The organism is Catalinimonas alkaloidigena (genome assembly GCF_029504655.1).
Taxonomy (GTDB): Bacteria; Bacteroidota; Bacteroidia; order Cytophagales; family Cyclobacteriaceae; genus Catalinimonas; species Catalinimonas alkaloidigena.
In genome coordinates this window covers 5523365-5546388 of record NZ_JAQFIL010000001.1, presented here as the reverse complement: position 1 = coordinate 5546388, position 23024 = coordinate 5523365, and the positions used below count along the sequence as shown (strand labels likewise).

The window sequence follows — 23024 nt, the reverse complement described above, 5'->3', positions numbered from 1 at the left end:
TAGCATTAAAAGTCTGGTGAATTAGCGAAGCCGCCTAGTGGTTACGACTGCGTGCTGGACCGATATAAATAAAGTTTCTTATCTATGGCAAAATCAGGTAGAGAAGCATTTCAAGCTAGCCTGAAAGAAAAAAAGTATGCTAAGAACAGTAAAAAAATTCCTGACCGGTAAAATGTCAGAGGAGAGAAGTTTTTATTGATAATGCCCGTTCCCGGATGCAATGCCCTAACGATTTTCGTATCTCAAGCCATTAATAAGAAATGATAGTAATTACTTTTTTGGATAAGGCAGTAAACTGCTAAAGAAGTTATTAGATAAGGATATATCAGCCGGGCAACTTCATAAAGTTCTCAATTAAAGGAAGAAGCTTTTGTAGAGCAAAATGGGGGAACATAAGGTAAGCCAATTAGAGAGTAACCAGTTTATACCTATGTTCAGATGGGGTGACCTCCGAGGCTCAATGCTGCTGGATAATAGAATTGAATACCTCCTGAGGCATTTTGAGATGCTAAAAGGTAGCGTTAAAGATGAGGCACTGTTGATGCTGGAGCGCCTAATCCGCTACTACAAAAGAAATCAGCATCGGATGTACTATGGCTTTTACAAAGAAAGAAAACTACGCATAGGAAGCGGTGTTATTAAGTCTGCTCACCGTGAGGTAATCCAGCATAGACTTAAAAGATCTGGACAAAGATGGTCTAAAACAGGAGCACAACAGATAGCCCAACTCCGGCTTACCAAAAAAAAGTAACCGCTGGCATAAAGTCATCAATATTGCTCAATTTGGAAGGATAGCAGCCTGATTTAGAAAAGTTTCATACACCCTGGCTTTTGAAGCTTATAGCATTCATTCTTAGATGACAGAAAAAGTTTGATGCTGCCGAGTTTTAGAGGCCGGGATTTTTGCCGCAATGGGGCAAACTATTTATGCATACGAACTCAGCGTCTCAATATCAACACCTTACATTGAGACAGCAAATGCCGAAATACTAACTTCAAAACTGTACTACGTGCTTTTTTTTTCAGAAATCTATTATCTAAGTCCTGGTCAAGCATGATAATGGCAGTTTCATTTAGCACAAAATCTATGTCAATATGACCTCACCACTCAGTCTTATAAGAAAAAAAAGCATTCAGCTATTTATCGGATTTATTATCCTTATCATCTTTTGCAGCTCAGTTACAGCATTTTACAACAATCATGTCATTGATCAGTACCAACAAAAAAAGAATGAATTATCCAAGATACCTGCCTGTCTGGACCAGGTCTGGCGCTGGGTGAATACTGCGGATATGGGCTACCGGGGATATGCGCTGATGAAGGAGGAGCAGTTTTTAGAACCTTATCTAAAAGCTACCACTCACTATCATTCGCATTTAGATTCATTGGCTCAATATCTCGAGGAACAGGCTTATCCTGACAAAGAGCTCATTCAAGCCAATGCAAGCTCTATTCATAACTATATTAATCTGGTAGGGCATATGGTAGAATTGGCACGCCAGGGCAAAGAAGAAGAAGCACTTACGATCTTTAAGGGCGATCCGGGTTACGAGGTGTGGCTTGTTTATGATAAATTCAATCAGGATGTGCTGGCTTATGTTAATCAGTTGGAACAAGAAGCTCAGCAAAGATATGAGGATGCCTTGCACTTTTCTAATCTAGTGCAAGGCATCCTATTCTTAATCGGTATTCCCGTATTGGGGTTGGTGCTGGTTCGCCTGCGACGTGAGAAGAAGTTTCGTCATCAACTGTTGCAGCAACTAGACGATAGCAACCGAGAGTTTGTCTATAACGACGGACATGTCCACGATAGTCAGGATCAAGCCCAGGTTGTAAAAAGACTGACGAACAATTTGGAAAAAATAATGGGTTTTATCCGAAGCATTACGCAGGACGAGAAGCATGCTCAGTGGGAAGAAATCAACATGGAACAGCGTACTTTAAATAAGGGAACTTTAGTAGGTGAACTGCTACAGATGCAGGATAAAATGAAGCAGATGAAGCAGGAAGACGAGCAACGTCTGTGGATGACCGAAGGAGAGGGCAAAGTGGCAGAGATAGCCCGAACCCATCAAAACAACCTGAGCACTTTAGGTGATCAATTGATAGCCTATATTGTCAAGTACATACAAGCGAATCAGGGAGGCTTATTCATTTTGAATGACGATGAACCGGATGAAATCTATCTATCCTTAGCGGCCTGTTATGCTTATGATAAGAAAAAATTTGTACAAAAAGCTGTGAAGCCTGGTCAGGGACTGGTAGGACAGGTGTATCTTGAAAAAAAGACTACCTGCCTCAATCAGGTGCCTTCTGATTATGTGCGGATCACTTCCGGGCTTGGCGAAGCTACTCCTTCCTACCTGGTCATTATTCCCTTGAAATTCAATGATGTGGTGTTAGGAGTGCTGGAAATTGCCTCTTTCCGTGAGTTGGCCACCTTTGAAATAAGTTTTCTGGAAAGCGTTGGAGAAATCATCGCTTCCTCCATCTCTATTGTTCGTACCAATGAACAGACACAAATACTGCTTACCCAGTCAAGGGAGCAGGCCGAAGAGATGCGGGCCCAGGAGGAAGAGATGCGTCAGAATATGGAAGAACTACAGGCAACGCAGGAGCATTACGAGCGCCTTCAGCATGAGAGCCTGGAAAAGGAAAAGCTATTGAAAAGGAAGTTGGAAGAACTGGAGGAAGTCCGAAATACCAGCGATTAGGCAGAGCAAAACAATTTTATGTTTTAGCTCAATTTAAGAAAAATGTTTCATGGCTTATGGCTGAGGACCCTGATCATCTGTTGATTACCGTACATCGGATTTTCGCAAAATGTATATTTAATCCGAAATGATGGTTTTGGGTGATGGCTACCTGTAGAGAATCCGTTGATATTTGAACCCAAATTCGCAGAGCTCAGGGAAATAGATACGACATCATGCAATGACAAGGCTAGCGCTGACTGCTGGAGTAAGGTTATTTCTCCAGCAGACGATCTTGTTTCTGATCAAGCCTTTTTTTGTGTCTGTAATTTGCTGCCTCTATTGAACAGGTGGTATAGATTATTTTTCATCCATTAATAATAAAATATGTCCCTGGAAATATAGGTGGTGCTCCACTAGGCTCAACTGCTTTTGTGAGACTTGCCTTAGCTCCACATCCTGAAGCTAAGCTCAAAATCGTTTTGTAAATCCGCTTTAACCTCAAAGAGCAATGGCACAAACTCCCTCCCTATAACTCATTTTTTGAAGAAATAGAGGCTACTGACATTTTTAAGAGCAAGCTCTTCATCAGTATTCCTTCAACTGTAACGCTCAAAGGCAGTAACTTCCTGATCAATCCATTACATCAGGAAGTCAATTCCGTAAAAATTGTAGATGCTGAAGCTTACGATTTAGATCAGAGGTTACTTTTTTGATTGTATTTCCAGTAATGAAAGAGCTTTCTGGTATCACTCAAAGCATTCCTCCCTTAGCTTACCTCATGTCATATTCAAGTGATTGGTTTGAGAAACGGAAAGTACTTCTAAATAAGATCTTTATTTGAGTCTTTACATGTCTCATCATTTCAATATGACACTATACTTCATTATCCTACTGTCCTACCGAGCGTCAGCTAACATTTATGTAGAAGATCCCGCAAGCGTTAAAACGAACGGTATTCTCCCTCCAGATATTTGTTAGCCTTTTCTTCAGCAAACTTAGCGGAGCTGGCATCCCAGTGCAGTGTCTGATTGGGAAAACGACCGGCTATAACGCCTAAAAGAATTGTTTCAGTTAATTTAGCAGCATAAGAAAACGGCGCACTGGTATCAGCTTTGCCCAAACAGGCATCTACAAACTGATGATAGTGCTTTTTACCTTCACTTTCGTAATCACGCAGCGGTTCACCCATGTTATACCTGGAAACGTCCACATCCTGATATTCTCCATCAACAATCAGCCGAGGAAGTATCTGAAAATGGGGTAGGTACAACCTTCCTTTCTCTCCAACAAACATAGCCCCCTGATTGTGTAATGCCTCACCTCCGGGTAGCATAAGGTCTTCTCGCTGCTGGTCGGCACCGGCACCATCATACCAAACCCATTTTAGCGTATCGGTGGTATATTTTGTGCCTGGGAACTCATAGGTGACCATGTTTTTTTCGGGATAGCCAAAGCCGTTAGGTTTCCTGCAGTTGTTTGTAATAGTTTTGGGCACATCCAGCGCCAATGCATTGTAGGGTGTATCAAAGATATGCACCCCCATATCGCCCAGCGTTCCACAACCGTAATCTAACAGCTTACGCCAGTTGCCCGGATGATAAACACCTTCTTTGTAGGGTCTTTCCGCCGAGGTTCCCAGCCACAAGTTCCAGTTTAAGTCTTCGGGTACGGGATCTTTCCCCTGGGGCAATGGCCCGTCGTATCCCCAATTCTTTGGAGACCAGGCCCGCACAGTATGTACTTTACCCACAATGCCCGACTGTATCATCTTTGTCGCCAGCTTATAGTCGTAGAAGGAATGTACCTGAATGCCCATTTGGGTGACCAGCTTCTTGTCTGCAGCCAGCTTCTTCATGGCTCTCGCTTCGCTTACGTGATGGGTCAATGGCTTTTGACAGTAGACAGGCTTATCCATTTGCATGGCCATCATGGAGGCGGGAGCATGCGTATGGTCGGGCGTTGATACGATCACAGCATCAATCTTTTTTCCCATTTCTTCAAATAATACCCGGTAATCGGTATAGGTGCTGGCCTTTGGGTGTGCTTTATGCGCCGCTGCCAGATTGTTGGCATCAACATCACAGAGGGCAACAACATCTACCAGGCTGTGAGAAGAAATAGCTTTTAGGTCTGCGGCCCCCATATTGCCAACCCCGATGTGGGCGGTACGAAGTCTTTTTTCCCTGGCAAAAGCCCCAGGCTCCTGAAGGCAAGAAAGCGATTGAAGATAAAGCTGAAGCACTTTTTAGAAATTCTCTTTTATTCATCTTGACAGGTATCCGTTAAAGTTTTTTAATTTTAATATTTCTAAACCAAATGGGGCTGGAGTGGTCTTGCAGACCGATATATCCTGTTTTAAATTTTCCGTAATCAGGGCTATTCTTCCATTTATCTGAGTTTTTTTTCTCCTTCCAGGCTTCGTCCCAGGGTACAAAAGATAGTAGTTTTTTTCCATTGAGCCAGTGTTCTACTTTTTCGGGAGTAAAAACAATCCTGGATGAATTCCACTCGCCGGTGGGGTGTAGGAGCTTTTCGGTAGAATCGGCGGGATGCATGGCGTAGTCTGATCCGGTGCGTTGCAGAGGTTTCAGTTCTTCAGGTTTTTCAGTATAGCCCAGACTCAAGTTATAGGCAGTCAGATCGTGTAGTTTTGCGTAATTTTCATCATCAATAAGCTGGTATTCGGGTGCCACCTGGGGTGGACTATCATAGCCTTCTTTGAGGTGATAGAATATACCACTGTTGCCTCCCTCAGGAAGTTTCCACTCCAGGTAAAGCTCAAAGTTATCAAACTCCGCTGCGCCATAGATGATATCTTTCCCCCCTTCATAGTCTTGTTCTAAAGCTATCTTTGGGTCGAAAGTAAGTTCTCCATTTCTGACAATCCAGCCGGGCGGGAGCGCATCGCCATTGTATGCACGCCAACCTTCAGTACTGCTACCATCAAAGAGGTAAATCCAATCATCAGGATTGGGAGCGTTTCCAGTAGTTGTTTCCGATTGATCTGCATTATTCTCTGTCGTACAGGCAAAGATTACCAACAGTAGCAGAGGCAAACTCAGAATTTTCTTATTCATGTTTACAGTGTATAGATAAATAGTTAGTGAAGGTGTGTTTTGATCATGACTGCTGTATTTCAGCCCTAAAGTAAAACTTTATTCATCTTCATCAAAAACGCACTAACGAAAGAAGATAAGCTATAACTGCCAGAAAGCACAACAGCTAAGCCATCAAAAAGTAGTACCCTTTTTGTCAATAGACATTGATTCATTGTTCTGTCCCTCAGAAGGAACCTTTCTCTTACTGAGAACTTTTCCATCGTTATTTGGATCATTAATTTTTGATGGATTTATGTGGATTTGCCATGTGATGTTAATATCTTTTGATAAAGGTTACTCTCACTGAGTATACTTCAATAAAATGAATATGAGCATGTTACAACTCGTCCTGCATTTTACGCTAATCATGTTAACTGCCACGGAAATGACTGACTCCGGATGGATTGATAAGGAAGAGGAAAAATATCACTTGAATTTGCGCTCAAGAACCGAAGCTGAAGATGGTACCTTCAATCTTGAGGAAAAAGAAGTCATTTGGGAGCCAAGAAAAACCGCATTTATCATCTGTGATATGTGGGATAAGCATTGGTGTAAATCAGCCAACCGGAGAGTGGGAGAATTGGCAGGACCAATGAATGAAATCATCAAGGAGGTACGTAAGCAGGGGTCTTTGATCATCCATGCTCCCAGCAGCGTGACATCTTTTTATGAGGACACCCCTCAACGCCAGAAAGCCAGACAGGCAGCATTTGTTAAAACGCCTAAGCCACTATCTACTTCTCAACGATGGGGTACAGCCTGGTGTTGGCCGGATGAGACCAGAGAGGAAGCTTTGCCCATAGATGACTCTGATATGGGCTGCGATTGTGCTGTAAAATGTGAGATTCGTGATGCCTGGACCCGACAAATAGCCAGCATTGAAATCGCCCCAGATGACGCCATTACAGATAACGGACAAGAAACATTTAACCTACTGGCACAGCATGAAATTGAGAATGTAGTACTGCTGGGCGTGCATCTGAATATGTGTGTACTGGGCCGCCCCTTTGGTATCCGGCAAATGGTACAACAGGGAAAAAACGTAGTACTGATGCGTGACATGACAGATACCATGTACAATCCTGAGATGGAGCCACAGGTCAGCCATGTTGAAGGTACCGAGTTGGTCATTGCGCATATAGAAAAATACTGGTGTCCGAGTTTTGCCAGTTCAGATTTAACTGGCAAACCAGCTTTTAGCTTTAAGTGAGGTAGGCTTAGTCGCATGAAGATTACCGAATTTTCAACTTGCACAAGCTTCTACAAACATGTTCGCGCAAACTTCTCATACAGCGCCAAAAACAAGGAGAGATTTTGCAATCACTCTTTTTACACTATCCATTGAATATTCAAAGCATAAATGCATTGTCTTGTATCGCATTCTCCTATTCTACTGCTTTATTTTTGACCTGAACTTCTCCCAAAAAAACAGGACAGTTCAAAAGTGACTGTCCTAGAAATGGGAAGACTTTAATTTAATCAAGAGCAGCATATTTTTCCATATCATTAGGAGTAGCAGGAACCATGCGTATCGCCAGGCCACCACTTTCTTTTAACTTTAGCTGGATGTTGGTCTTGGCATTGACAATCTTTCTTTCAATTTTTACATGAGTACGTGTTTTGATCGTTTCTCCCCCGTCACTGTAAATATGGGCAACGAATGATGTTTTTTCAGGCAGAAAATCAAAAGAAAGGTCAACTTCTCTGCTTTGAGTGTTGGTGATGGCTCCCAGATACCAATCATCGTCTTTTTTTCTGGCGGTCACAATGTATTCACCTATTTCCCCTTGTAGTACTTTGGTTTCATCCCATACGGTAGGACAGTTCGCCCAGAACTCTACTTCAGGCTCTCCCTGATAATCTCTGGATGGCACATCGTACCAATATAACCACTGCAGGGGGCTGTAATATATCACGGGTAGTGCCAGTTGGTGCGCTGGAGTATTCTGAATATATCTATCAATATTTTTAAAGCCTTTTCTATGGTAGTATGCTGGTGTATAATCCGCAGCTCCAGCAACAAAACGGGTAAAAGGAAGTATGGTATTATGTCTTGCATCAGGCATGCCTTCATTACCCAGTATTCCCTCCTGTGTCATAAGATTAGGGTAAGTACGTGAATAACCTGTAGGCCGAAATTCATCATGAATATTTACCATCAACTGATTTTCAGCAGCTTTCCTTACAGCATCATAGAGCCAGTTCGTCCAACGATGTGTACCTACATGAACAAATCCGTATTTGACACCATCTACTCCCCACGCTTTATACAATGGTAAAATTTCGTCCAGCTGTTTTTCCAGCGCACGATGGTTTACGTATACTGTTACTCCCAAACCCTTGCTTTTTGCATATCTGATTGCCTCTTTGAGATCTAAATCACCTTTTGGATTCCGGCGGGGATCTACTGTGACAGTAGTAGCATCTGAACTCACCACATACTCATAGCCATACCATCCGGCGTCAAAATGTATATAGTCCAGTCCATGTGCTTTTGCAAAGTCTACCAGATTTTTGGCTCCTTCTGTTGAAAGCGTAGTCTCACGGATGGCCTTTCCCGGTTTGATCCACCAGGGATTTTCAATTGCATTGGGTGGGTTTAAGTTCAATATCAGGTAGTTATGCTCCAGTAGTTTACCCACTTCCTCAGCCACCATCACTACTCGCCAGGGAGTACTAAAAGGAGAAGTTTCCAGTATTTCTCCAGCCAAAGTGGTAACCAGAGCGTTTTCTTTTTTATTAACAGTCATTAGTCTGGAGCGTGCATAATTCACCATATGCGCCTCTGCTACACAGGCATACAAATCATCAGGCAGACTAAGGGTAAGCGGCATTTCCGCAGGCCTTTCCCATTCTTTGATAAGTACAGGATCATAGGTTGCCTGAGCCCGGGGCGTATACCATGCCTGCGTTTTGTTCGGAAAATTAAACTGTGTATTCTCTTCTTCTATCCAAATATGCTGGCTATTATGCTTTTCCGGCCAATGATATTGAAAAGCGATACCTTCATTATAAGCCCTGACTATAAGCTGTAATTCATAAGCATTTGCGTCAGCGCGGCTCAGGTTTAATATGAGTTCATTGTATTGATCCGGAATTTCGCTTCGCTCTCCATAAATTGGATGCCAAACTGTATCCACAGATGATGTATGTGAATCTTTGAACTTAATATTTTCTGTCCAGTCAATACCTTCCTTCATGACGATGCCCAGTTCGGAAGGTAAAATGACTGTTTGCTCATTATATTTTATATGGTAATACATCACTCCTTTTCGTCCATCCTTGGGGTTTTGAACATCAAAATAAAAGCTTAGCTGATTATTAGGAGAGCTTACGCTAATGCTTTGACTAAGAGCACTGATGCAGATGCTCAGATTTACAATGAGGCTTAATAATACTTTCATTATTATTTGAGACTGGATTAGAAAAATATAACAGTTGTATAAAGCAAGCAGAACCAACCCAACAAGTTATAAAATTTTATTGGGTTGATTCAATGATGATCAGTAACCTGGATTCTGCTCCATCATAACTTCTTTATTAGCTTCAATTTCAGAACGAGGAATCGGCAATTTGTTCAAATGCTCATCTAGCACATATCCATTTTGTATCACTGCGGGATTATACTTCATAAGATATTCAGACAGTTTGTTGAGGCGCGTCAAAGTGCTCATGCGAAACTCCTCCATATACAATTCCCTGGCCCTTTCGTCAAGTATCAAATCAATGTTGACTTCATCGGGAGCAACCAGACTCGCCTGGGCTCTGTTGCGTATTACATTGATGTCTTCTGCTGCTGCCGTAATATTTCCATTCAACAGATGTGCTTCTCCCCGCAGCAAATAGGTTTCTGCTAACCTCATGAGGTACCAGTCTTTGTAGATTCTACCATTATCATGTCCCTGACCACTTTGTGAATCTTGAAACTGATTGTAATGAAGACACCCTGCCGCCTTTTTGAAATAGGGAGCTGTTCTGCTATAGAAACTGGAAGGATCACCAATATTTTCTAAAGTTACGGGCTGTCCATAAAAGGCACTTTCAGGATTTGTCCAGTAGTAAGTCCTTTGAATATTGTATTCAGAATTTCTGATATCATTGTCCCAGTCATCTTTGAACTCCCATAGCGTCTGACTGGCATATTCGGTAGCAGAGAGCGCGCCTACCGGCCTGCCACTAAGAGTATCTTTCAGCCAGTTACTTACGCCATCAATATCTTTGATGCCCCACCATCCGGGAGCCCACCAGCGTTCCAGGCCGAAATTACCTCCCCACTGACCTACATTGCCACCGCCCAGCATGGCCTGGTCAAATTGTACATTCCAGATGGCTTCGCTGTTTCCATCCTGCCAGTTAAAATTACCTTCTCTAAAAAGGTCCCAATACACATCACCCCAGGAGTCGTAGGAGCCCTGGTAATCATATCCATTAAAGCTAAAATCAGCAAATCGTCCAAAGCGTTCGGTCATCAGCTTAAAATTAGGGTCGTCAATGACCATAGATGCAGCTTCTACAGCTCCATTGTAATCTCCCAAGCTGATCAGGACCTCTGAGAGCAGGTGATAGGCCGCTGCACGAGGAGCCATGCCTCCTTTGATTTCGTCAACCGTTTTCATCCATTGCACTGCATATTCCAGGTCCGTTTTGCACTGTTCATACACTTGAGTCTGGCTTGCCCGCTGGTAATCAAACTTGGGCCCTGAAGTTTCTTCCAAAATCAAAGGAACCCCACCCCATAGATTTGCCAGGAAATGGTAGGCAAAAGCTCTCAGAAATCTGGCTTCGGCTATAATTTTATTTTTGTCCTCCTCTGTATCCCACTGTACCTCTTCCCCTTCGGCCCGGGCTATGATGACATTAGCCTGATAAACCCAATCATACAGACGTTCCCACCATTTGCTCACAAAACCATTATCTGCATTGAGTGTGTTCCAATAGAAATATTCATTATAGGTATCATTATCAACTCTGCTGGCTGCATAGTCAATATCCACCCCCAGCATATCAAAATTTTGCCAGCTATCAGAATTTGCATACATATCGGTCCGGATGGTGAGGTAAATATTGGCTAGTGAGGATTCAAAATCCCTGATGTTAGAAAAGGAGTTTTCGGGGCTTTGAAAGTCTTTGGGAATTTCAGTAAGTACATCATCAAAATCGCATGATGACCATATTGAAGAAGTCAGTATGATGGTGATATAAAGTGTTTTTTTCATGACGATCGCATTAAAAATTAAATGATAAGGTGAGCATGTAGGTACGCAGGGAGGGCAAAGCATTGTCTTTCAGACCACTGTCTGTCTCGGGATCCAAGCCTACCCAGTGAGGGGCATAGGTGAGTAAATTATCCGCACTCACTGCCAGATTTAAATTATTGATTCCCCAGGGCTCTACCAGGCGGGAGGCATTATAGGATAAGGATATTTTTTGTAGTTTGATAAAGCTCCTGTCTATAAACATTGTGCCCTTATAAGCTGCATTTCTATAATCAGGGCGAGGGAACATGGCACTAGTGTTTGAAGGGGTCCAGTAATCATATACCGGTCGGTTGATATGAGGCGCACTCACATACCCATCATGGTAAGGGGTATTATTACCAGACATATACCATCCGTCGCCACCCCATATGGAATAAAGGTAGACCATGAGCGACAAATCTTTGTAATCAAAAGTGTTGGTCCAGCTCCAGCGAAAATTTTCTTTGCTATTGCCCAAAAACTGTCGGTCATTTTCTGATGTGATGGCTCCATCACCATCTACATCTTCCAGCTTATAATCGCCCGGCCTCATGCCTTCCATAATAGTTTCTCCGTCAGCCTCCTGCCACATACCATTCACTTTGTAGTTATAAATAGTCCCCAATGGCCTGCCGATAAAATATCCTGAACTGATCAGATCATCTTCCTTGCCATCTCCATCATTATCTTCACCGAAGATGGTCACTACTTTATTTCGGTTTAGAGAAAACGCCACACCAGAGGTCCAACTAAAATTCTGACGGCTGATATTAATCGTATGCAGGTTAAGCTCAATACCTTTATTTTCTATCTCTCCAATGTTTGAAGTGATACTACTATGCCCTGAGGTACGGGGCAGCGCGAGACTAAACATCAAATCACTGGTTTTGGTATGATAAGCATCAATGGAACCACCAATACGATTTCCAAGCAATGCAAAATCAAGCCCTACATTAAGACCAGTAGTTGTCTCCCAGCCTAAATCATTATTGGCTAAAGTGGAAATGTACTGTGTTACCGCGTATGAGGGGTCCCTGGCAAATACATATTTGTCGGTACCCATCTTGGCCAGGGTACTATAGGCAGAAATGGACTGATTCCCATTGGTACCGTAAGATGCTCTTATTGAAAGTACATCCAGCGGCTCAATGTTATTCATAAAATCTTCCTCTGAGATATTCCAGTTGACTCCCAGGGAAGGAAACATGCCCCATTTTTTGTTTTTGCTAAACGCAGAATAGCCATCACGACGAATCGTACCTGTAATTGAATACTTTTCATCAAAAGTATAAGTGGTACGAGCCATCAGGCCGATAGCATGGGTTTCTCCCCCTCCTGTTTCTACGGTCTGCACTTTCCCATTCTCAAGTTTATAAGTACCTAACACTGTGTTGTCAAAGTTTTCTGCATACCCTACCAGGTCTTCCCAACGGGTTTGCTCCCGAGAATATAGTAAGGTCACATCTACATTGTGCTTAGTGGCAAAGGTATGGTTATACTTAATCAGGTTATCAAACAACATATAATTGTTGCGGTGGTACTCTCGCTGACCAATACCATTCTTACCTTTTCCATCAATGGTAAATTCATTAAAGTACCAGTTGCGTTCGTTCCAGATGATAGAGTTTGAAAAAGTCGTCTGATAAGTCAAACCCTCTATCCAGGGCACCTTAATGATGCTCCTGAGCGTAGCATTAAGATTATTGTTAAGGTCAATATCTTCAGTGGCTATTTCCCAGAACGGACTGTTAAAAGAAGTGGTAGTCTGCGGAAACTGCTTGTAAGTACCGTCTTCATTATACACCGAAGCGTAGGGGCTGAAGTGCGTTGCCCGGTACATACTGGGAGAATCACCGGAATAATCCCTTAGCGTATACATGCTATTGATTCCCAAATTAAGCCAGTCGGTCAGATCACTATTAATATTAAGCCTTCCTGAAATGCTTTTGTACTTGTCATTCAATACTACGCCCTGCTGATTGATCAATGAAGTAGAAATATAAAAATCTGTTTTTTCCGTACTATTAGAGATGCTGAAATTGGCATTCAGGTTTCTCCCCTGCTGACTGATCAGGTCATAAGGGTCTTCTAAAGTAGGTCGGTGATCTGAAGTGGCTTCATAATTTTTTTGCTCTTCGGCCTGCAGATAAATACTAATGTTATTTGGATCAGCATCCATACCCTCTAAGCTCCGGATATCAAGCAATCGCTGGATATAGCCGTCGGCATCATATACTCTTAATGGCTCCAACTGATTACTAATTCCACTGCTGACCTTTATTTCAAATTTAGGTTTGCCGTTTATACCACTGCCCCTTTTGGTTTCTATCAGAATTACACCATTGGCTGAACGAGAACCATAAACTGCTGCAGCGCTGGCATCTTTCAAGACGGTAAGGCTTGCTATATCATTAGCAGGAATATCTGCCAGTGAGCCTCGGAAAATAGCACCATCCACAACGATGAGGGGAGAGTTACTCGCAGCGGTAGAGTTTTGTCCCCTTACACTCAAACCAGCCACCTGTCCGGCAGAATTGGTGCCTCCAACGTTTAGCCCGGGCACACTTCCCTTTACACTTTCCAACACATTGTTCACTGGCACATTTCTGAAGGTCTCCAGGTCAGCTTCTGCTACTGCTCCGGTGATCGCCTGCTTTTTATTGGTGCCATAACCAATCACAACAATTTCTTCTAAGGATGTAACATCCGTAGCCAGGGATACATCTATCACCGATTGACCATTGACAGCTATCTCCTGGGGGACATATCCGATAGAACTATAAATCAAGGTGCTTTCTGCATCGGGCACTTCAATTTGGTACTTACCTTCTATATCGGTTACAGTACCAATAGTGGTTTCTTTGACCAGCACATTGACTCCCGGTAATGCCTCACCACTTTTCTGATCTATCACGCTGCCTTCCACCATAAACCCTGCCGGAGCAACCTCCACATCTTCAGTCTTTTCATCTTTTTCTTTGGGCTTTACATTGATAACATCATTGTACTGGCGAAATTTCAGGTCCGCCTGTCGGGAAAAATCCAGAAGAATATTGAAGAGTGATTGATTTTCATAATTTCCACTTACCTTCTTTTTTTCTACATCATTCAAATTGTAAGTAAAACTAAAGCCAGTAGCATTTTCTATTCGCTCGAATGCCAGTATGACATCTTCATTCTTCAGTTTCAATGTTGTATATACGTCTTTAACGCTTTTACCTGCCTGGCCCAAGTGTTCGGAAGCAGATAAGGTGCCTGAGGGTAAGACTCCGATGAGCAGCAGGGTGAGGCAGATACGCCAATACCCGTCCGGTTGTTGAAAAATAGTAAACATGTTTCAAAGGTTTTGTTGTGTTAGTCTGATTGTATATTAGTTAGTCTTTAAAGAGCAGAGAGTAACAGAGCCTGATTACATATGCATTAGTTTACATAAATGATCTTCACTTCTTTTTCCTCCATGCTATACTGAAAGTCCATACTATAGCCTATGGACCTAAGCACATTTTCAAGATTTTTACGCTCAAATCTTCCGGAAAAGCGCCAGTCTTTAGGGGAGTTGCCTTCCACCAAAATCTTTACTCCATACCACTTTTCCAGTGTATGGATCACTTCACCCTCTGTGGCCCCCTGAAAAAGTATCACCTCGTTTTTCCAGGCAGTTACTTCATCTATATTGACTTTTTCCTTGATGAGTTGATTATTACGATGAAGGGTAGCCTGCTCTCCAGGTAAAAGAATGAGTTTATCCTTATTAGTATCCCCTGCCTCATTACTTACACTGACTTTACCTTCCATCAGTGCAATTTCCAATATTCCATCTTCATGTTTGATATTAAAAGCTGTACCCAATGCTTCTGTCATTACGGCATCTGTTTTTACCCTAAAAGGTCTTTTGCTGTCTTTTACAACTTCAAAAAAGGCTTCTCCCTGCAGCTTCACAAGTCTTTGCTGAGCAGAGAATTGCTCGGGATAATGGAGGACACTACCAGCATTTAAATTTACTTTTGTCCCATCAGGAAGCTTAAAATGCAATTTTGTTCCAAGAGGAGTTACTTTGCTGACATAAGCCATTTCGGTAGGTCCTTGGACCTTATCTTTGTTTCCAAAATAGGCAGCAAGTCCTACACAAAGCCCTAAAAGCAGAATGGCTATGGCTCTACTCATCTTTTGATAAGTCCAAAGCATTTTTTCATGCTTTTCATAACTGTGCCCCAAAACTGCCCGGGCATTCAAAGGGATTATTTTTGTTGGACTATCAGCTGAGGAAAACATAGGTTCATGAGAGTTTATCAGTGTTTTCCGGGCAATGGATTGCCACAAATCATTCTCAATTTTTTTATTCCATCCATAATGAATGTGAGGGTATCTGAGAATGATCGCCCTTGCCTCCTGCAAAGTGGATTTTTGTTTTGGATGTTGTTGTATCCAATCCTGCCAAAAAAGATTGCTTTCCTGGTCAGGAGAAATTATCCACTGCCTGAAGGGCTTATCCAGCACAAAGTCTTCTACGGTAAATCGGCTATAGTCCATATTGATGCCATTTCAATATTACAGTGACATCAAATGGTAAAAGTTACTCTTCTTTTTAAGAAAAATTTTTATGAAAAATTGTTATGGTCTCATGATCAATAACTTAAACCAAAAAACAACTTATATAAGAGGATACAACCACAAAAAGAAAGTCAATGACAAGTTTTCGCAAAGAACTAATTCCTTTCCATGCCAATGTGTATACCGACCTGACATTGATCTGCATAATCTGGGAAACTTCTTCATACTGCATTTCTTCTTCAAAAAGCAGATGAAGAACTTCCTTTTGTCGGGGAGGCAGTTTTTCCATAGCGCTTGCAAGCCTGAGTTTCTGTTCCCGGGAAAGTTGTTCTGCAATCATTGTATGTTCTACCGGCAAGGCAACATCCATTTCGGGAAGCCTGTCATAATTCATTTGATACAACCAGCGCTTTTCTTTTTTACAGTATCGGTGCAGTTTATAAGTGAAGGCTTTAAAAAGATAGGTCTTTACTGCTTTGACTGCCGTCAAGCTCTGATGTTGCTTCCAAAGGTCTACAAACAAGTCCTGTAATGTATCCTGCACCCATTCGTTTTTACCGTATAGCTTCATTCCGTAATTGAACAGCGCCATTGCATAGGTGCGATACAGATACTCGAGAGCAGCATGGTGCCCTCCTCTTAATCGCTTCCAAACTTCCTCATCACTAAGATTAGAATAATCTTCCCATTGACTTGAGGAGTGGCTCATCAGATATTGGATTAAGTGTTATTTCATTTTAAGAAATTGTAAAATGAAATACAATATAAAGCTACTTATTATTGAGTTTTTAAAATTTTACCAAAATAGCCACATAGTATTTTACATAAGGTCGGTGAGACTAAGGCCTTTCATCTTCACACCAGCTCCCTTAATGCTGTATTATCCTGTATCAAAATAACTCTCTTTCTTATACTTCACCTCCTATCCAATTTTTTAATTCTTTAGGCAATATGTTTAGCAAGTTGGTACCAATAACCGACAGGATGCATAGACCTAAAAGAATTTTGCGAGTAGCTTAATCAGGAATATAGCGTTAGTTATTTGAGTATACGCTTAGTGCGGTTACGGTGATCAAAATCAGTCCCATGCCTACAAGCTGTAAGCTCTCCAGACTTTCATTCAGAACCAATACGCCAAACAGAGATGCGGTGACCGGCTCAATCATCGCCACGATAGAGGCTACAGTTGGTGCAGTATTATTGAGGCCTGCAACATAAAGAATAAACGACAAACCCGCACCCAGTACCCCCAGGGTCGTAAAAAGTAGCCAATCTGGCGTGCTAAAGACTTCAATAGCCTGGCTGACATCACTCGGCCAGATCAGGATAATAACCAGTACAGCAAACGCTATGACAAGAATTGCCTGCGGGCTGCCGTATTTTGCTGCGTACTTAAAGCCAAAAATGAATACTGCATAGGAAAGTCCCGCAAGTAGCCCTGAGCCAATGCCAATTGGCGTGACACCACTTTCGCCGACCTTGTAAATACCAGTAAGTAATATAATGCCGAGGATCACTACTCCGATCCCACCCCACTTAAGCGGAGTGGAACGCTCAAGTTTAAGTGCAAACGAGACGAGATAAACGAACACAGGTGCGCAGTACATCAACGTGGCAGCCACCGCTACGCTGCCCTCCGAGATACTTACAAAGTAAAATGCGAAGTTGCCGGCTACTCCAAGACCGGCAACTGTAGCCCAAAACCATAATCGGCGATTTATTATTCCGCTAGCCTGCGAACGCAGTAGCAACCAGATAAGCACGAACACTAGCCCGATAGCCCCCCGGTATAGTGATACCACGAATGCATTCCATCCGTTAGATAAGAGAATGCCGCCAATGCCACCTGATACCCCCCAGCATAGTGCTGCGAGTGCCACTAATACTGTACCTGTACCCAAAATTTGATTGTCTTTTTGCATGAGGAGTTAACTCCATTAATGGCAGAGAGTTATACTCTGTGCTTTGGAATTCAGTCTAACTGCTTTCTTTACGGGTTAGTCAGATAAAACCGCTTCCCTTCATGGAAAGCCTTACGTTTCCTTTGAGTTCCTGTTTTTGTTAATGAAAAGTTATAAAAAAGCCCTTCCTTTTTTACATAATTACAAGTTTCAGAAAGACTTACAGTCCATAAGGTTTCTCTATCCTATTTCAAGGTATTTTTATTGGGGAATTGATGGGGATTTTCCACAGCTATGGGGAATTATCTCTTTAAAATATTAGAAAAAGGCTCATTTCTGGCACTTGTGCCATTAGGCACGGTATTGGAAACTGTTTGGATAGAATTGTGATTCCAGATTTTTTGAACTAGAGCATTATTATTTTTTAAACTACAATTACCGCTTCGGCGGCCACTGGAAAAACAATCGGGCTGTTTACTTGATGGAAATGAACAAAGGCCTGGCATCTCGCCAGGCTTTTTTCATGTTCTTTTAACGCTTCTCTCAGGAGTTTTGTTTGAGCCAGTTAGCACTTCCTGGCTAAACTTTCTATTGAATAAGAAGCTCACCTACCTTTTCCTGATGAATGCTGTACGTTTCATGTTCGGGATAAGCTTTAAGGAAGGTCTTGCAAAACTGTACTTTGGCCTTCGGTTCCATTTGAACTCAAAGGCGTAGCGTTTCTAATTGAAAAAAGTATGTCTTTAGGGGCAAAAATACATTTCTGAAAAGAAGCATTGTCCTCAACCTTTGCCGGGGACAATTCTACAGGCTTTCGAGGGGCTATTGACAAGCGCTTATTTTTACTAAAAGACTCCTTGATTGGGGCTATTAAATACTTCACTAAAAATAGAGCAAACACATCTAAGGCAAGAACAGGAACCAGAGCAGCTAGCGCTTTTCCCTGCCAAGCTACTAGATTCATTAACCACAGTTGCCCAACATAACAAGCTGATGTTTTCAAGCTATGAAATGATATTACCTGAACATCGGGTCTACTATGCTTTTTTAGTCCAAATAAAGAAAGATGAGCGTGAGAAGCTATAGAAATACCTTACCATTTAGGTTACTGGCACTGGGGAGAAAATCATGTGATCATCGGTAAAAAAGAAAGTATTGGATTGGCTAATCACCTTGCTTTAAAAAAGTACCTTATGGAAATTTCTTTATGATATAGATGCTTATGTTGACGGGAAAACAGATTTTATTTTGGATATTCTGAAAAAAGAAGGAGTTAAAAGTTCAGACACTTAATTAATTGAATCTCAAAACTAAATTCAAAATAACTGATATAAGAAAAAGCCAGTGCCTAATAAATTTATACGCAATGTGGGCTGAAGGGAAAACCGAAAGATCGGTGAATCTGATCTGCCAAAACTCCACTTTTACGTTTTAAATGAATAAAATTAAAACAAAAGACATCTCTCTCTCAAGTTTAGCGAAGCGTAAGTTGGGAAATGAGTTTGTAATATACCATAAGTTTCCCCTGTACTCAAACTTGTGGTAGGGGAAGTACTGAACTAAACAGCTTAGCCTGTTTCATCTTTATTGCGACCTGAGAGGAAAGAGCTTCCGGCTACATATTTTTATTATTAAAGTTGGCAATATCTAAAAAAACAAAACGAGTAATGAAACATCAAGACAATCATACCGACGCTTTGATTCTTCCATACGGGAAAGGGCGGGTTTACAACTGTGGAACCATGACAGCTATATTTAAGGCTGACGAAAACGAAACAAATGAAAAATATAGCATCTCCGAATGGTGGCTTGAACCTAAGTCTGATGGTCCGGGTGCTCACCAACACGAGGACAATGATGAAGTGTTTTATGTTTTGGAGGGCACAACCTCAATACTCGTGGGGGATGAATGGATTGACGCTGAAAAAGGAACCTTTTTGAGAATTCCGTCCAGAACCATGCACGACTTTAAAAACAAAACCGACCGGAAAACAGGAGTCTTAAACTTTTTTATTCCAGGAGGATTTGAACGAAATATGCCCTCAATAGTAAAATGGTTTGAGGAAAATGAATAAAAACTACTTTCAGTGGTTTACGTAAGTTTCGGTTCTTGGCAGCCTTAGGCTCGGTGGACAGGTAGGCAGCTCCGAAATGCCCTGCGTTTCATACCCGAGACCATTGGCAGTATCGCTAAAATGCTCCCCTCGAAACAGCATTCATCTGACAAGACAACAAAGGACGACTATTTGCCAAAAATCTTTTTTCTGTGGTTGATCCCCCAATGCTGTAATTCTAAAATGACCTTTTTCAAAGTTTTGGAATATTCCGTTGGTGTGTATTCTGTTCTGACAGGAAAACCATTGACGACAGTGCGGGTTACTAACTGATTGGCTTCCAGTTCCTTCAGCTCTTTTGACAGTACTTTGGTACTTAACTTTGGAATACTTCGCTCGATTTCCCTAAAGTGTTTATTGCCTTCCCATACAGAAATCAGTATTAATATTTTCCATTTGCCGCCAATGACATCCAGTGTGTCTCTTACAGGCACCAGTGCCGAAAGACATTCTTTATGCTCTTTCTTTTTCATTGTTAATTTTTTTTGATTACCAAAAGGTAGCTGATTACAATAGGTAAGCAATATTATGTAATTTGCATCACTATTCGAACAAATGAAAACAAAAAGTAAAATGGCCGAACAGAAAAAATCAAAAGGACTTCACATAGGGCTGTGGGTTGCACAGGTATTATTAGCAGCGGCATTCGGATTTGCCGGATTTATGAAAATAGCAACACCAATTGATCAATTGGCAGAAGGGGGTATGTCTTTCGTAAACTCATTTGAAGCTGGCATGGTACGCTTCATTGGTATCAGCGAAGTGCTTGGAGCTTTAGGGCTGATCCTTCCTGCCGCATTGCGTATCAAACCGGTTTTGACACCCATTGCAGCAGTTGGAGTTGCCATCATTATGGTATTGGCTACGACTTACCACGTGATGCATAGCGAAACGTTTCTCCCAAATATTATTCTGTTTGCGCTTGCTGTTTTTGTTGCCTGGGGAAGGTTTAAGAAAGCCCCAATTCAGGCAAAGTAACACTGGCAAACAAATAGGATTTGGCCCATTATTGTGTGGACAAGCACGACATTGGGTTTTCATATTATAAGCTCAAAAAGCACATACTGCCAAGGAAGGCGATTGCTACGCAACTCTCATGCTAACTTGACAGACTTTCTGTTGAGTGAATTTGGTAGCTGTGCAGCGCTTTTTCACTTTACCTCCGGCAAAAAGAAAACAGGTTTACAAGAGTTGAAAGTTGCTCTTCCAGGGCTTGTGCGCTCCAAATGCGGCAGGTCAGGTTTAGCGTAGCGGATCAACAGCTAGACTCATTCCTTGCATACAGATTGCTAAGGGTTGACAGTTTCTGTATCTTAATCAGGATATGTAGCGCATAGGCAGATGGTAAGAACTGGCTAGTAAAAGCAATGGCTTTACGCAAATATTGTGATGCGCAATATCAATCCTGAGCAATAAAAACAGATACAGCCGAAATGCAATATAAGGCAGACACACCCGCGGCATATGTAGAAGAACTAGAAAAAGACTGGAGAAAAGATAAGCTTCTGCAGGTACGCAACATGATTCTACAAAGTGGTTCAACGCTTCATGAAGGCATAGAATACAAGATGTTGAGCTATGGTAACGCAAAGAAAACCCTGTTTCACCTGAATGCGCAAAAGGGATACGTGAGCCTGTATGTGGGAAATATCAGTAAGATTGAAAATGCTCATGAATTACTGCAAGGATTTGACAGGGGCAAAGGCTGCATTAGAATAAAGAAGACTACTAAGCTCTCTGAAACACGCTTAAGTGAATTTATCAATACAGCAATCGAGCATTGGAGAGCAGGTGGGAGATACAGATTGCTGATGAATAAACGATAGTCAGGCGCATAAGCGGTGCGACATGTGAAAAGCTTAAGGCTGGGATTTCTTTGGTTCCTGATGCCGGGAACTTTAACCACTTTTACGATAAGGAGATATGAAAGCTAAGGCTGTAACACTCATTTTATGCTACTTTCTGCTGTTGGTAAAGCTGGCATCAGCACATCCTGCTATCGGGATTGTTATGGACAGTAAGGGCGTGGTATATTACACTGATCTGCTCCATGTCTGGAAAATATCCCCCGATGGGTCGCATACCATTGCTGTAAAGAATGTGCATACCCATCAATTATACCTTGACAAAGAGGATAATCTCTACGGAGAACATAGCTGGTATGAGGGAGAAGCAACTGACCAATGGGGGCATTACATATGGCGGCTGAACAATGATGGTGAGTTGGAGTATACTGTGCCCCGGACAGAAGGCCTGCCCGTCAATAATACCCTGATAAGAGACCATGAAAGTAATGAATACTGGACTGAAAAGTTCGGTACGCATGAAGTGATAAAGAAGAAAACAGCAAATGGTGAAATAGATTTACATACGGATCATAGGTTTCAGGACATTCGCTGGATATGTACATCCCGGGAAGGGAAGGACCTCTATGTGATTGACCATCTGACACTGAAAAAAGTAAGCGCAAAGGGGCAGGTAGTCAACATTACGGACAACCTAAAAGAATCTTCCCCACCGTTTTTTTCAGTAAGTGATCATCACTACCTGATGGGGGTCTGGACAGATGCTGAAGCGTATATTTATGTAGCTGTTTTTGGAGCAAGAAAAGTTAAAAGAATTACACCAGAGGGTAAGGTAGAAACTGTATTAGAAGCGCCCGAAAACTGGTCACCCACAGGGGGATTAGTAGCTTCAGATAGCAGCCTGTGGGTTTTGGAGTTTTCCCGACAAAATAAAGCGAGAGTCCGAAAGGTGAGTCCTGACGGTAAAATTCTGATTTTTCAAACTTAAACAGCAGCACAAAAATCGCTTGAATGAATATATTGTAAAAAACAAAAAGATGAGTCCTAGAGTAGCCCTGAAAATTCTTCTGTCAATCGTTTTTGCCCTGATCATTTTTCACCTGTGCATTCTTTTAAAAATCATTCCCTACGAAATAACATGGGGAGGACGGTTAACCAACGATACTGAAATGTATGTTTTTGAAACCGTTTCACTGCTAATTAATCTCTACCTGGGTTTTATTCTTTTGATCAGAGGCAAGTTTATCAGACAGTACCTTGCTTCAAGCATCGTGAACATTAGCTTATGGGTGTTTTTTGCCCTGTTCGTATTGAACACTGTTGGGAACATGCTGGCAAAAACGAATTTTGAGAAATCATTTGCTTTAGTAACGCTCATGCTATCCCTATTGATTTGGGTAATACTTAGGTCAAAAAAGAGCAAGTATGCATCCATATAGAGTATGAGCATGCTTTTTCTATTGGCTAATAATATTAGCTGGCACCATCTTCCTTTTGTTATTTTACAGGTATCCAGTACTGCTATGCTGGTGGAGTGATAATAGGAAAAGCATAAAGTAGTCCTACACAGACTTTTGTTCATTCTCCATAAGAACCATCTGTTTTAGGTGAAAAACTTGAA

The 23024-nt window shown here is 41.8% G+C and carries 18 protein-coding genes; 8 read left to right on the top strand and 10 right to left on the bottom strand.

What is annotated here, in order from left to right:
* The first annotated feature begins 382 nt into the window (after positions 1-382).
* Positions 383-751 carry a hypothetical protein gene (locus OKW21_RS22615; protein ID WP_277487849.1) on the top strand — a complete coding sequence of 123 codons (369 nt, stop codon included), beginning with the start codon at positions 383-385 and terminating at the stop codon, positions 749-751.
* Positions 752-1095: 344 nt separating this feature from the next.
* A complete protein-coding gene (locus tag OKW21_RS22610; RefSeq protein WP_277483794.1) occupies positions 1096-2715 on the top strand; it encodes a GAF domain-containing protein in 1620 nt (539 codons plus the stop codon).
* A 922-nt stretch (positions 2716-3637) separates the two neighbouring features.
* On the opposite strand, the gene OKW21_RS22605 is transcribed toward OKW21_RS22610, so the two are convergent.
* Positions 3638-4939, bottom strand: a complete 1302-nt coding sequence (locus OKW21_RS22605; RefSeq protein WP_277483792.1) for a Gfo/Idh/MocA family protein — start codon at positions 4937-4939, stop codon at positions 3638-3640.
* Positions 4940-4979: 40 nt separating this feature from the next.
* Entirely contained in the window at positions 4980-5774 is a 795-nt protein-coding gene (locus OKW21_RS22600; RefSeq protein WP_277483789.1) for a 3-keto-disaccharide hydrolase, read from the bottom strand.
* Positions 5775-6129: 355 nt separating this feature from the next.
* Here OKW21_RS22600 and OKW21_RS22595 point away from each other — a divergent pair, with 355 nt between their 5' ends.
* Positions 6130-7005, top strand: coding sequence for an isochorismatase family protein (locus tag OKW21_RS22595; RefSeq protein ID WP_277483787.1), 876 nt, complete (start codon positions 6130-6132; stop codon positions 7003-7005).
* 265 nt (positions 7006-7270) lie between these two features.
* On the opposite strand, the gene OKW21_RS22590 is transcribed toward OKW21_RS22595, so the two are convergent.
* From OKW21_RS22590 to OKW21_RS22560, 7 genes are all read right to left on the bottom strand, one after another.
* Positions 7271-9199 carry a glycoside hydrolase family 97 protein gene (locus tag OKW21_RS22590; protein WP_277483784.1) on the bottom strand — a complete coding sequence of 643 codons (1929 nt, stop codon included), beginning with the start codon at positions 9197-9199 and terminating at the stop codon, positions 7271-7273.
* A 99-nt stretch (positions 9200-9298) separates the two neighbouring features.
* A complete protein-coding gene (locus OKW21_RS22585; protein ID WP_277483780.1) occupies positions 9299-11011 on the bottom strand; it encodes a RagB/SusD family nutrient uptake outer membrane protein in 1713 nt (570 codons plus the stop codon).
* A gap of 10 nt (positions 11012-11021) precedes the next feature.
* Entirely contained in the window at positions 11022-14366 is a 3345-nt protein-coding gene (locus tag OKW21_RS22580; protein WP_277483779.1) for a SusC/RagA family TonB-linked outer membrane protein, read from the bottom strand.
* Positions 14367-14452: 86 nt separating this feature from the next.
* A complete protein-coding gene (locus OKW21_RS22575; RefSeq protein ID WP_277483778.1) occupies positions 14453-15562 on the bottom strand; it encodes a FecR family protein in 1110 nt (369 codons plus the stop codon).
* A 103-nt stretch (positions 15563-15665) separates the two neighbouring features.
* Positions 15666-16292, bottom strand: coding sequence for an RNA polymerase sigma factor (locus OKW21_RS22570; RefSeq protein WP_277483776.1), 627 nt, complete (start codon positions 16290-16292; stop codon positions 15666-15668).
* A 325-nt stretch (positions 16293-16617) separates the two neighbouring features.
* A complete protein-coding gene (locus OKW21_RS22565) occupies positions 16618-17505 on the bottom strand; it encodes a DMT family transporter (RefSeq protein WP_277483773.1) in 888 nt (295 codons plus the stop codon).
* 634 nt (positions 17506-18139) lie between these two features.
* On the bottom strand, positions 18140-18487 hold the full coding sequence (locus OKW21_RS22560; protein WP_277483770.1) for a hypothetical protein: 348 nt from the start codon (positions 18485-18487) through the stop codon (positions 18140-18142).
* A gap of 664 nt (positions 18488-19151) precedes the next feature.
* Between OKW21_RS22560 and OKW21_RS22555 the strand changes: the two genes are divergently transcribed.
* Positions 19152-19559 (top strand): cupin domain-containing protein, encoded by a 408-nt coding sequence (locus tag OKW21_RS22555; RefSeq protein WP_277483765.1) that lies wholly within the window; start codon positions 19152-19154, stop codon positions 19557-19559.
* Between the two features lie 167 nt (positions 19560-19726).
* On the opposite strand, the gene OKW21_RS22550 is transcribed toward OKW21_RS22555, so the two are convergent.
* Positions 19727-20071, bottom strand: a complete 345-nt coding sequence (locus OKW21_RS22550; protein WP_277483762.1) for a winged helix-turn-helix transcriptional regulator — start codon at positions 20069-20071, stop codon at positions 19727-19729.
* A 100-nt stretch (positions 20072-20171) separates the two neighbouring features.
* On the opposite strand from OKW21_RS22550, the gene OKW21_RS22545 reads away from it, so the two are divergent.
* The 4 genes from OKW21_RS22545 (at position 20172) to OKW21_RS22530 (ending at position 22842) form a co-directional block, all read left to right on the top strand.
* Positions 20172-20576 (top strand): DoxX family protein, encoded by a 405-nt coding sequence (locus OKW21_RS22545; RefSeq protein ID WP_277483760.1) that lies wholly within the window; start codon positions 20172-20174, stop codon positions 20574-20576.
* A gap of 455 nt (positions 20577-21031) precedes the next feature.
* Complete coding sequence (locus OKW21_RS22540) at positions 21032-21424, top strand: iron chaperone (protein ID WP_277483756.1); 393 nt, start codon at positions 21032-21034, stop codon at positions 21422-21424.
* Positions 21425-21521: 97 nt separating this feature from the next.
* Positions 21522-22391 carry an SMP-30/gluconolactonase/LRE family protein gene (locus OKW21_RS22535; protein WP_277483754.1) on the top strand — a complete coding sequence of 290 codons (870 nt, stop codon included), beginning with the start codon at positions 21522-21524 and terminating at the stop codon, positions 22389-22391.
* 49 nt (positions 22392-22440) lie between these two features.
* Positions 22441-22842 (top strand): hypothetical protein, encoded by a 402-nt coding sequence (locus OKW21_RS22530; RefSeq protein WP_277483752.1) that lies wholly within the window; start codon positions 22441-22443, stop codon positions 22840-22842.
* Positions 22843-23024 lie beyond the last annotated feature (182 nt).

Bases quoted from the DNA above. Each gene is read 5' to 3' on its own strand.
- OKW21_RS22580 (WP_277483779.1), bottom strand. From the start codon at position 14,366: ATGTTTACTATTTTTCAACAACCGGACGGGTATTGGCGTATCTGCCTC.
- OKW21_RS22595 (WP_277483787.1), top strand. From the start codon at position 6,130: ATGTTACAACTCGTCCTGCATTTTACGCTAATCATGTTAACTGCCACG.
- OKW21_RS22600 (WP_277483789.1), bottom strand. From the start codon at position 5,774: ATGAATAAGAAAATTCTGAGTTTGCCTCTGCTACTGTTGGTAATCTTT.
- OKW21_RS22535 (WP_277483754.1), top strand. From the start codon at position 21,522: ATGAAAGCTAAGGCTGTAACACTCATTTTATGCTACTTTCTGCTGTTG.
- OKW21_RS22555 (WP_277483765.1), top strand. From the start codon at position 19,152: ATGAAACATCAAGACAATCATACCGACGCTTTGATTCTTCCATACGGG.
- OKW21_RS22540 (WP_277483756.1), top strand. From the start codon at position 21,032: ATGCAATATAAGGCAGACACACCCGCGGCATATGTAGAAGAACTAGAA.
- OKW21_RS22615 (WP_277487849.1), top strand. From the start codon at position 383: ATGGGGGAACATAAGGTAAGCCAATTAGAGAGTAACCAGTTTATACCT.
- OKW21_RS22570 (WP_277483776.1), bottom strand. From the start codon at position 16,292: ATGAGCCACTCCTCAAGTCAATGGGAAGATTATTCTAATCTTAGTGAT.
- OKW21_RS22590 (WP_277483784.1), bottom strand. From the start codon at position 9,199: ATGAAAGTATTATTAAGCCTCATTGTAAATCTGAGCATCTGCATCAGT.
- OKW21_RS22575 (WP_277483778.1), bottom strand. From the start codon at position 15,562: ATGGACTATAGCCGATTTACCGTAGAAGACTTTGTGCTGGATAAGCCC.
- OKW21_RS22530 (WP_277483752.1), top strand. From the start codon at position 22,441: ATGAGTCCTAGAGTAGCCCTGAAAATTCTTCTGTCAATCGTTTTTGCC.
- OKW21_RS22610 (WP_277483794.1), top strand. From the start codon at position 1,096: ATGACCTCACCACTCAGTCTTATAAGAAAAAAAAGCATTCAGCTATTT.
- OKW21_RS22550 (WP_277483762.1), bottom strand. From the start codon at position 20,071: ATGAAAAAGAAAGAGCATAAAGAATGTCTTTCGGCACTGGTGCCTGTA.
- OKW21_RS22565 (WP_277483773.1), bottom strand. From the start codon at position 17,505: ATGCAAAAAGACAATCAAATTTTGGGTACAGGTACAGTATTAGTGGCA.
- OKW21_RS22585 (WP_277483780.1), bottom strand. From the start codon at position 11,011: ATGAAAAAAACACTTTATATCACCATCATACTGACTTCTTCAATATGG.
- OKW21_RS22545 (WP_277483760.1), top strand. From the start codon at position 20,172: ATGGCCGAACAGAAAAAATCAAAAGGACTTCACATAGGGCTGTGGGTT.